General features: G+C 71.3%; 8 protein-coding genes and 1 pseudogene. 8 read left to right on the top strand and 1 reads right to left on the bottom strand.

The annotated features are described in order from the left end of the window. From D588_RS24400 to ppk2, 8 genes and pseudogenes are all read left to right on the top strand, one after another. Positions 1–628 (top strand): annotated as a pseudogene (locus D588_RS24400) (glutamyl-tRNA reductase); the annotation flags it as partial. Next, positions 606–1,691, top strand: coding sequence for a peptide chain release factor 1 (gene prfA, locus D588_RS0109605; RefSeq protein ID WP_017915822.1), 1,086 nt, complete (start codon positions 606–608; stop codon positions 1,689–1,691). The pseudogene D588_RS24400 and the gene prfA, both read left to right, overlap by 23 nt. Next, positions 1,688–2,140 carry a GNAT family N-acetyltransferase gene (locus tag D588_RS0109600; protein WP_017915821.1) on the top strand — a complete coding sequence of 151 codons (453 nt, stop codon included), beginning with the start codon at positions 1,688–1,690 and terminating at the stop codon, positions 2,138–2,140. Before prfA ends, D588_RS0109600 begins: the two co-directional genes overlap by 4 nt. Positions 2,141–2,180: 40 nt before the next feature. Beyond that, a complete protein-coding gene (locus D588_RS0109595) occupies positions 2,181–3,896 on the top strand; it encodes a tetratricopeptide repeat protein (RefSeq protein WP_017915820.1) in 1,716 nt (571 codons plus the stop codon). A 375-nt stretch (positions 3,897–4,271) separates the two neighbouring features. After that, a complete protein-coding gene (locus tag D588_RS0109590) occupies positions 4,272–4,850 on the top strand; it encodes a hypothetical protein (protein ID WP_017915819.1) in 579 nt (192 codons plus the stop codon). A gap of 215 nt (positions 4,851–5,065) precedes the next feature. After that, positions 5,066–5,584 carry a molybdenum cofactor biosynthesis protein B gene (moaB, locus tag D588_RS0109585; RefSeq protein ID WP_017911651.1) on the top strand — a complete coding sequence of 173 codons (519 nt, stop codon included), beginning with the start codon at positions 5,066–5,068 and terminating at the stop codon, positions 5,582–5,584. Positions 5,585–5,597: 13 nt separating this feature from the next. Next, entirely contained in the window at positions 5,598–5,942 is a 345-nt protein-coding gene (locus D588_RS0109580) for a helix-turn-helix domain-containing protein (RefSeq protein ID WP_017911650.1), read from the top strand. Beyond that, a complete protein-coding gene (gene ppk2, locus D588_RS0109575) occupies positions 5,939–6,727 on the top strand; it encodes a polyphosphate kinase 2 (protein WP_017915818.1) in 789 nt (262 codons plus the stop codon). The genes D588_RS0109580 and ppk2 overlap by 4 nt, the downstream gene beginning before the upstream one ends. Before the next feature lie 330 nt (positions 6,728–7,057). Here ppk2 and D588_RS24395 read toward each other — a convergent pair. Further along, on the bottom strand, positions 7,058–7,578 hold a 521-nt coding region (locus D588_RS24395), incomplete at its 5' end, for a TlpA disulfide reductase family protein (RefSeq protein ID WP_017915817.1).

Genomic DNA, 7,578 nt, shown 5'->3' with positions numbered 1-7,578 from the left:
CGGCGTGGCGCTGCCGCTGAGCGAGCTGGAGCGCCACCTGCACGAGGCCGACGTGGTGTTCTCGGCCACCGCCGCACGCGAGCCGGTGGTGACGCGGGCGCAGGCCGAACAGGCGCTGCGCGCGCGCAAGCACAAGCCGATGCTGCTGTTCGACCTGGCGGTGCCGCGCGACATCGAGGCCGGCGTGGCCGACCTCGCCGACGCCTACCTGTACACCGTCGACGACCTGGAGCGCGCGGTCGAGGACAACCGCCGCGGCCGCCGCGAGGCCGCCGAAGCGGCCGAGGCGATCATCGACCTGCAGGTCGTGCGCTACATGGAGGCGCTGCAGGCCAGCACCCGCCAGGCGCCGCTCAAGCGCCTGCGCGCGCACGGCGACAGCACCCGCGACGACGTGCTGGCCAAGGCGCGGCAGCAACTGGCGCACGGCAAGCCTGCCGACGAGGTGCTGGAATTTCTCGCCAACACCCTGACCAACCGCCTGCTGCATCCGCCCACCGCGGCGCTGCGCGAGGCGGCGCTGCGCGGCGACGCCGAGCTGGCCCGCGCCGCCGAGCGCCTGTTCCCGGAGAAGCCGGGCTATTTCCACCCCATTCTGAAGACCGATGACACCGACCCTGCGCCGTAAGCTGGAGGCGCTGGCCGAGCGTCGCGAAGAACTCGAACGCCTGCTGTCCGACCCCGAGGTGGTGAGCGACAACACGCGCTTCCGCGACTACTCGCGCGAATTCGCGCAACTGGAGCCGGTCGCCGCCGCGCTGGCCGCCGAGGCCTCGGCCAAGGCCGACCTGGCCTCGGCCGAGGCGATGCGCGCCGATCCGGAACTGCGCGAACTGGCCGAGGAGGAAATCGCCGCCGCGCAGGCGCGCCTGGCCGAACTCGACGCGGAACTGGCGTTGCTGCTGGTGCCGCGCGATCCGCGTGACGACGGCAACCTGTTCCTGGAAGTGCGTGCCGGCACCGGCGGCGACGAGGCGGCGATCTTCGCCGGCGACCTGTTCCGCATGTATGCGCGCTACGCCGAACGCCAGGGCTGGAAGGTGGAGGTGGAATCGGACAGCCCCGGCGAGCACGGCGGCTACAAGGAGGTCGTGGCGCGCATCGTCGGCCGCGGCGCCTACTCCAAGCTCAAGTTCGAATCCGGCACGCACCGCGTGCAGCGCGTGCCGGCGACCGAGTCGCAGGGCCGCATCCACACCTCCGCGGCGACGGTGGCGATCATTCCCGAGGCCGACGACGTGGAGGAGATCGCGATCAACCCGGCCGACCTGAAGATCGACACCTTCCGCTCCTCCGGCGCCGGCGGCCAGCACGTCAACAAGACCGAGTCGGCGATCCGCATCACCCACGTGCCCAGCGGCGTGGTGGTGGAGTGCCAGACCGAGCGCAGCCAGCATGCCAACCGCGACAAGGCGCTGAAGCGACTCAAGGCGCAGCTGCTGGAGGCCGAGCGCAGCAAGCAGGCCGCGGCCGAGGCGCAGGACCGCAAGCTGCAGGTCGGCAGCGGCGACCGCAGCCAGCGCATCCGTACCTACAACTTCCCGCAGGGCCGCATCACCGACCACCGCGTCGAGGGCCTGACCCTGTACGACCTGCCGAACGTGATCGAGGGCGATCTCGACGCGCTGATCGGGCGCCTGAGCCACGAGCACCAGGTCGACGAACTGGCGCGCCTGAGCGACAGCCCATGAGCGTGCGCGTACGCCAGGCCGATGCACAGGACCTGCCGACGCTGGCAGCGCTGTTCGACGCCTACCGGCAGTTCTACGGGCAGGCGCCGGATGCGGCGACCGCGCACGCCTTCTTGGCCGCGCGCCTGGCCAAGGCCGAGTCGGTCGTGCTGCTGGCCGAGCGCGATGCGCAGGCGGCCGGCTTCGTGCAGTTGTATCCGTCCTTTTCTTCGGTGCGGGCGGCGCGCGTGTGGATCCTCAACGATCTGTACGTGGCGCCTGCGCACCGCCGCCACGGCGTGGCGCAGGCGCTGCTGCATGCCGCCGAACGCTACGCCGCGGACGATGGCGCAGTGCGCATCGTGCTGGAGACGGCGCAGGACAATCTGTCTGCGCAGGCCCTGTACCGTGCCTGCGGCTGGCAGCAGGAGCTGAGCGCGCAGCACTACGTCAAGGCGCTGGTGCCGTGAGCGTGCACCGCCCGCGATCGGTCGCGGCCGCCACGGCCGCATGAACGGCGGCGGCGCCGACGAACGCCTGCAACTGCGGGCCGCGGTGCGGCGCGATCCGCAGGACTTCCTGGCCTGGGTGATGCTCGCCGACGCCGAACTCGGCGCCGGCGCAGTGGCCGCCGGCGAACAGGCCGCCGTGCGTGCGCTGCAGTTGCGCCCGGGACATCCGGAGGCGCTGGCGCGGCTGGGCCGGGTGCGCTGGACCCAGGGTCGCCATGCCGACGCAGCGCAGGCATTGCGCGAGGCACTGCGGCAAGCGCCCCAGCACCCCGGCATCGCGGTATGGCTCGGCCACGCCCTGGAAGACAACGGCGAGGCCGAAGCCGCAGCGCAGGCCTATGCGCATGCGCACGCCCTGCTGCCGCAGGAACCGTCGATCGCCGCCTACCTGCTGAACTGGCGGCGCAAGCTGTGCGACTGGCGCGGACTGGACGCGCTATCGCAGCAGGTGCGCAGCGCGGTACGGCAAGGCCACCCGGCGATCGAACCGTTCGCCTTCCTCAACGAGGACGCGGGCGCGGACGAACAGCTGCGCTGCGCGCGCAACCGCGCCCAGGCGCTGGCGCGCGCTCTCGCGCCGCTGCCCGCTGCGCAGGTGCGCGGCGATGGCCCGCTGCGCATCGGCTTCCTGTCCAACGGCTTCGGCGCGCATCCCACCGGCCTGCTGACCGTCGCCCTGTTCGAGCGCTTGCGCGCGCATGCCGACCTGCAGGTGCACCTGTTCGCGCTCAACGGCGACGACCGCAGCGCGCTCCGTGCGCGGCTGCAGGAGGCTGCACATGCCTGGCACGACGTGGCCGGACAGCCGCATCGTCAGATCGCCCAGCGCATCCGCGATACCGGCATCGACCTGCTGTTCGATCTGCGCGGTTGGGGCGGCGGCGGCACGCCGGAAGTGCTGGCGTTGCGTCCGGCACCGGTGCAATTGAACTGGCTGGCCTACCCCGGCACCTCCGGCGCACCCTGGATCGACTACGTGGTCGGCGACGCCTACGCGCTGCCGCCGGCGCTGGCCGCGCACTACAGCGAGCGGGTGCTGCGGCTGCCGCGCGCGTTCCAGCCGTCCGACGATACCCGCCATGTCGGCACCCCGCCCGCGCGCCGCGACTGCGGCCTGCCCGAGCACGGCACCGTGTTCTGCTGCTTCAACAACAGCTACAAGCTCGGCCCGCGCAGCATGGCGCGGATGCTGGAGGTGCTGCGCCAGGTACCGGACAGCGTGCTGTGGCTGCTGTCCGGCCCGGGCCAGGCCGATGACCGACTGCGCGCCGCCGCCGCGGCGGCCGGCGTGGACCCGACACGCCTGCGCTTCATGCCCAAGTTGGCGCATCCGGACTATCTGGCGCGCTACCGGCACGCCGACCTGTTCCTGGACACGCATCCGTACAACGCCCACACCACCGCCTCCGATGCCTTGTGGGCCGGCTGTCCGGTGCTGACCTGCCCCGGCAGCACCTTCGCCGCACGCGTGGCCGGCAGCCTCAACCATCACCTCGGCCTGGACGACATGAATGCCGCCGACGACGCAGCGTTCGTCGCCACCGCGGTGCGCCTGGGGCGCGATCCCGTGGCGCTGCAGGCGCTGCGCGAGCGGCTGCAGGCGCGGCGCGCGGACAGCGGCCTGTTCGACATGCGCGGCTTCGCCGACGACTTCGCCGCGCTGCTGCGCGACACGGCTTCGCGCCATGGCTGGGAAGGCGCAGGCTCGACCTGATCGATCGCTCACGGATGCGCCACAAGGCCGCGGCGGCACATCCAGCGACGGACGACGTAGCGACGTATCGCCAGTCAACGTCGCCATCGACATCACCGCCGGTACATCCGCATCGCCGTCTCCCATCGCCGAGCGCGCTTGCGTCACAGCGCACGGGTGGTGTGGACGAGCGTCGCTGCAGGTCGCAGCGACCCAGCCAACGGCAGCCCGTGAGGCGCATGGGCGCAGTCGCCAGTGTGCAAGTCGAGCTACCGAAGCGCTTGACCTCAAGCGAACTTGAGGTCCGACACTGCGCGCACGCTCCTCGTGCAGATCCCGCAATGTCGCTGCCGCTCCCGATTCCGACGCCCGATTCTTCCGCCCCCCGTTCGCAGCATGCTGCTCGCCGAAGCCCCCATTCCGGATCGCGCCGCGCTGCTCGACTGCATGCGCGGCCTGTGCGACCACCGGCTGCATGCCCTGATCTGGATGGAATCGCTGGGCGATGCCCCCGACCTGCTGTACGCACGCTGCTGCTGCGACGCGGCGCCAGCACTGCATGGACTGCTGCGCGCACGCCTGCCGGCGCTGCGGCGGACGCTGCGGCGCTACCGGCGCATCCGCAGCGGCGTATCCGATCCGCACCGGGCAGCGTCCTGCGTGGTGATGACCCGCGTCCCGACCCGCAATGCAGCGCAGGCGCAAAGCCGCGCCGATGCCGCCTTCGCCGCCCTGCAGGATGGCGCACATGCGCTGCGCGGCCTGATCGCCGCGCACCTGTACCTGTCGGACGACGGCCGCACCCTGCTCGAATGCACCGAGTGGCACAGTGCGGAGGCACAGCGGCGTGCCCTGCAGCGCGAACCCGAGCGCCTGCCGCTGGCCGCCGATCGTGCCGCCAGCGTCCATCGTTTCCGGCCACGCACCCTGGTCCTGCCATGCGACGGCACGACCCCGGTCCACCTCCACGCCTGAATCGGCGGGCGCGCGCCAGCAACGTGCGCGGATGCGGCTCCCCGCCCGGGCGGCGATCCGAGCGCGCGATCACCACGCCCAGGCGCACACTTCGGCGGCCCGAAGCGCCCCCATTGCCGTCGTCCACGACAACCCGCCAACCCCACCGTAGCCGCGGCTGAAGCGCCAACGCGCCCAGGCTGTACGCCGGCCGGGCGAGCCGCTAGGCTGCCGGCATGACCGCCAACGCCGACTTCATCGCATTGAACCTGTGCGTGCTGACCGTCTCGGACACGCGCACCCTCGACCAGGACAGCTCCGGCGACTACCTGGTCGCCGCTCTCGGCGGCGTCGGCCATCGCCTGCACGCACGGGAACTGCTGCCGGACGACCGCTACCGGATGCGCGCCACGGTCTCGGCCTGGATCGCCGATCCGCAGGTGGACGGCATCCTGGTCACCGGCGGCACCGGCTTCACCGGCCGCGATTCCACGCCCGAGGCGCTGCTGCCGCTGCTGGACAAGGAGATGCCAGGCTTCGGCGAGCTGTTCCGCGCGATCAGCGTCGAGGAGATCGGCACCTCCTCGCTGCAGTCGCGCGCCTTCGCCGGCCTGGCCAACGCCACCTTCCTGTTCTGCCTGCCCGGCTCCACCTCGGCCTGCCGCACGGCCTGGGAGCGGATCATCGCCGCGCAGCTGGATGCCCGCACCCGCCCCTGCAATCTGGCCACGCTGCGCCCGCGGCTGAAGGAATGACCTGGACTCCCGCATGCCCCTGGACACCACGTTGCGCCTGCTGGCCAAGGCCAGCGGCATGAGCGCCGCAGACATCGCCGCGGCCATCCCGCGCGCCGGCGCGGCCACGGTCAAGGCCTGGATGGCGGGCGAAAAGCTGCCCGGACGCGCCCAACTCACCGCCCTGGCACGCACCTTCGGCGTCCCCGCCGGCGCCCTGCTCGGCGAACTGGCCAGCCAACTCGACCCGGCACGCACCCGCGGCGAGCACGATCTGCTGCAGGCCTACCGCGCCCTCGACACCCGCCAGCAGGGCGCGCTGCTGGAAGTGGCGCGCAGCATGGCCGGCACCGGCACCCGCAAGCGGAGCAGCAAATGAGCCATCTCAAGCGCAAGCAGTACAAGGCCCTGATGCAACCGCTGCAGCTGGAACTGACCGCGATGGCGCAGGCGGTGCAGCACAGCGGCGAGCGCGTGCTGGTGCTGTTCGAAGGCCGCGACACCGCCGGCAAGGGCGGCGCGATCCAGGCCATCGCCGAACATCTGAACCCGCGCCAGTGCCGCGTGGTCGCCCTGCCCAAGCCGACCGACCGCGAAGCCACGCAGTGGTATTTCCAGCGCCACGTCGCGCACCTACCGGCGGCCGGCGAGATCGTGCTGATGGACCGCAGCTGGTACAACCGTGCCGGCGTGGAACGGGTCATGGGCTACTGCAGCGACGCCGAATACCACACCTTCCTGCGCCAGACCCCGCTGTTCGAGCGGCTGCTGGTGGACGACGGCATCCGCCTGTTCAAGTACTGGCTGTGCGTGGACCAGGCGCAGCAGGAAAAACGCTTCGCCGAGCGCCTGCACGACCCGCTGAAGGGCTGGAAGCTGTCGCCGGTGGACCTGAAATCGCGCAGCCAGTACGCCGACTACACCCGCGCCCGTGAGGCGATGCTGGAAGCCACCCACCGCGACTACGCGCCGTGGACCCTGGTCGACTTCAACGACCAGAAACGCGGCCGCCTGACCCTGATCCGGCACCTGCTCGACCAACTGCCGGAAACCCGCCTGCACGAACCGGACCTGGATCTGCCGCCGCTGAAGCAGAAGCTGCACAAGGAAAAGTTCGGATTGCTGCAGCCGATTCCGTCGTATGAGGCGGGGAGTGGGGATTAGGGATTGGGGATTGGTTGAAGCCTGCGGCGCGCAGTCGTCACTTTGCGACCGCGCGTCGCCGGGCGCGCCACTCACAGCCATTCCGGGAACAGCGCGTCGCGGTTGAAGCCGCCTCTACGGTCGTTTCGGCTCGCGCACCACTAAAGAGGCGGCTGTCCCCGCCGGAGCGGCTTCAGCCGCGACGAGCGAAGCCATCCCATCCTCTGGTCGCGCAAGGCGTCGGGACTGAAGTCCCTCCCACAAGGAAGACTTTTCGCTTCCGACGCGCGCATCCCCAATCGCGAATCCCCAATCCCGGCGGCGGCCGCGGTCACCCAGGCCACCGCCCCCTCACCCTGCCGCCTTTCCCTTCCCCTTGCCCTGCCCGGGCGCCGGGCCACCGGCCGCGGCGATCGCGGTTTCGATGTCGTGGGCGGTGACCGGCCCCAGGAATTGCTTGGCGAGCTTGCCGTCGGGCGCGATCAGGTAGGTCATCGGCAGGCCGCGCGGGGTGGCGAAGTCGGCCGGCGGCGCATAAGTGTCGACGATGACGATCGGATAGGCGACCGGGTGCTGTTTCAGGAACGCCTGCATCTCCGCCGGCTCGATGTCTTCGTAGGCCAGGCCCACCACCTCGATGTTGTCGCGCATCACGTGCAGCGCCGACAGCTCCGGCATCTCCTTCAGGCACGGCGCGCACCAGGTGGCCCAGAAATTCACCACCACCCATTGCCCGCGGTGTGCGGCCAGGTCGTACTCGCGGCCGTCCACCGCCTTCATCTTCAGGCTCGGCTCGGGGCGGGTCTCCTGCACCACGGACGGCCCGGCCGCCGGCGCGGCGGGCGCCTCCGGCGCTGCCGGGGCGGGCGGCG

It is taken from the genome of Xanthomonas sp. SHU 308 (assembly GCF_000364645.1).
GTDB lineage: Bacteria > Pseudomonadota > Gammaproteobacteria > Xanthomonadales > Xanthomonadaceae > Xanthomonas_A > Xanthomonas_A sontii.
This window is presented reverse-complemented; position numbering and strand designations above follow the sequence as displayed.

What these genes read in the sequence shown, in the direction of transcription:
- prfA (WP_017915822.1), top strand. Translation starts at nt 606, where the DNA reads ATGACACCGACCCTGCGCCGTAAGCTGGAGGCGCTGGCCGAGCGTCGC.
- D588_RS0109600 (WP_017915821.1), top strand. Translation starts at nt 1,688, where the DNA reads ATGAGCGTGCGCGTACGCCAGGCCGATGCACAGGACCTGCCGACGCTG.
- D588_RS0109595 (WP_017915820.1), top strand. Translation starts at nt 2,181, where the DNA reads ATGAACGGCGGCGGCGCCGACGAACGCCTGCAACTGCGGGCCGCGGTG.
- D588_RS0109590 (WP_017915819.1), top strand. Translation starts at nt 4,272, where the DNA reads ATGCTGCTCGCCGAAGCCCCCATTCCGGATCGCGCCGCGCTGCTCGAC.
- moaB (WP_017911651.1), top strand. Translation starts at nt 5,066, where the DNA reads ATGACCGCCAACGCCGACTTCATCGCATTGAACCTGTGCGTGCTGACC.
- D588_RS0109580 (WP_017911650.1), top strand. Translation starts at nt 5,598, where the DNA reads ATGCCCCTGGACACCACGTTGCGCCTGCTGGCCAAGGCCAGCGGCATG.
- ppk2 (WP_017915818.1), top strand. Translation starts at nt 5,939, where the DNA reads ATGAGCCATCTCAAGCGCAAGCAGTACAAGGCCCTGATGCAACCGCTG.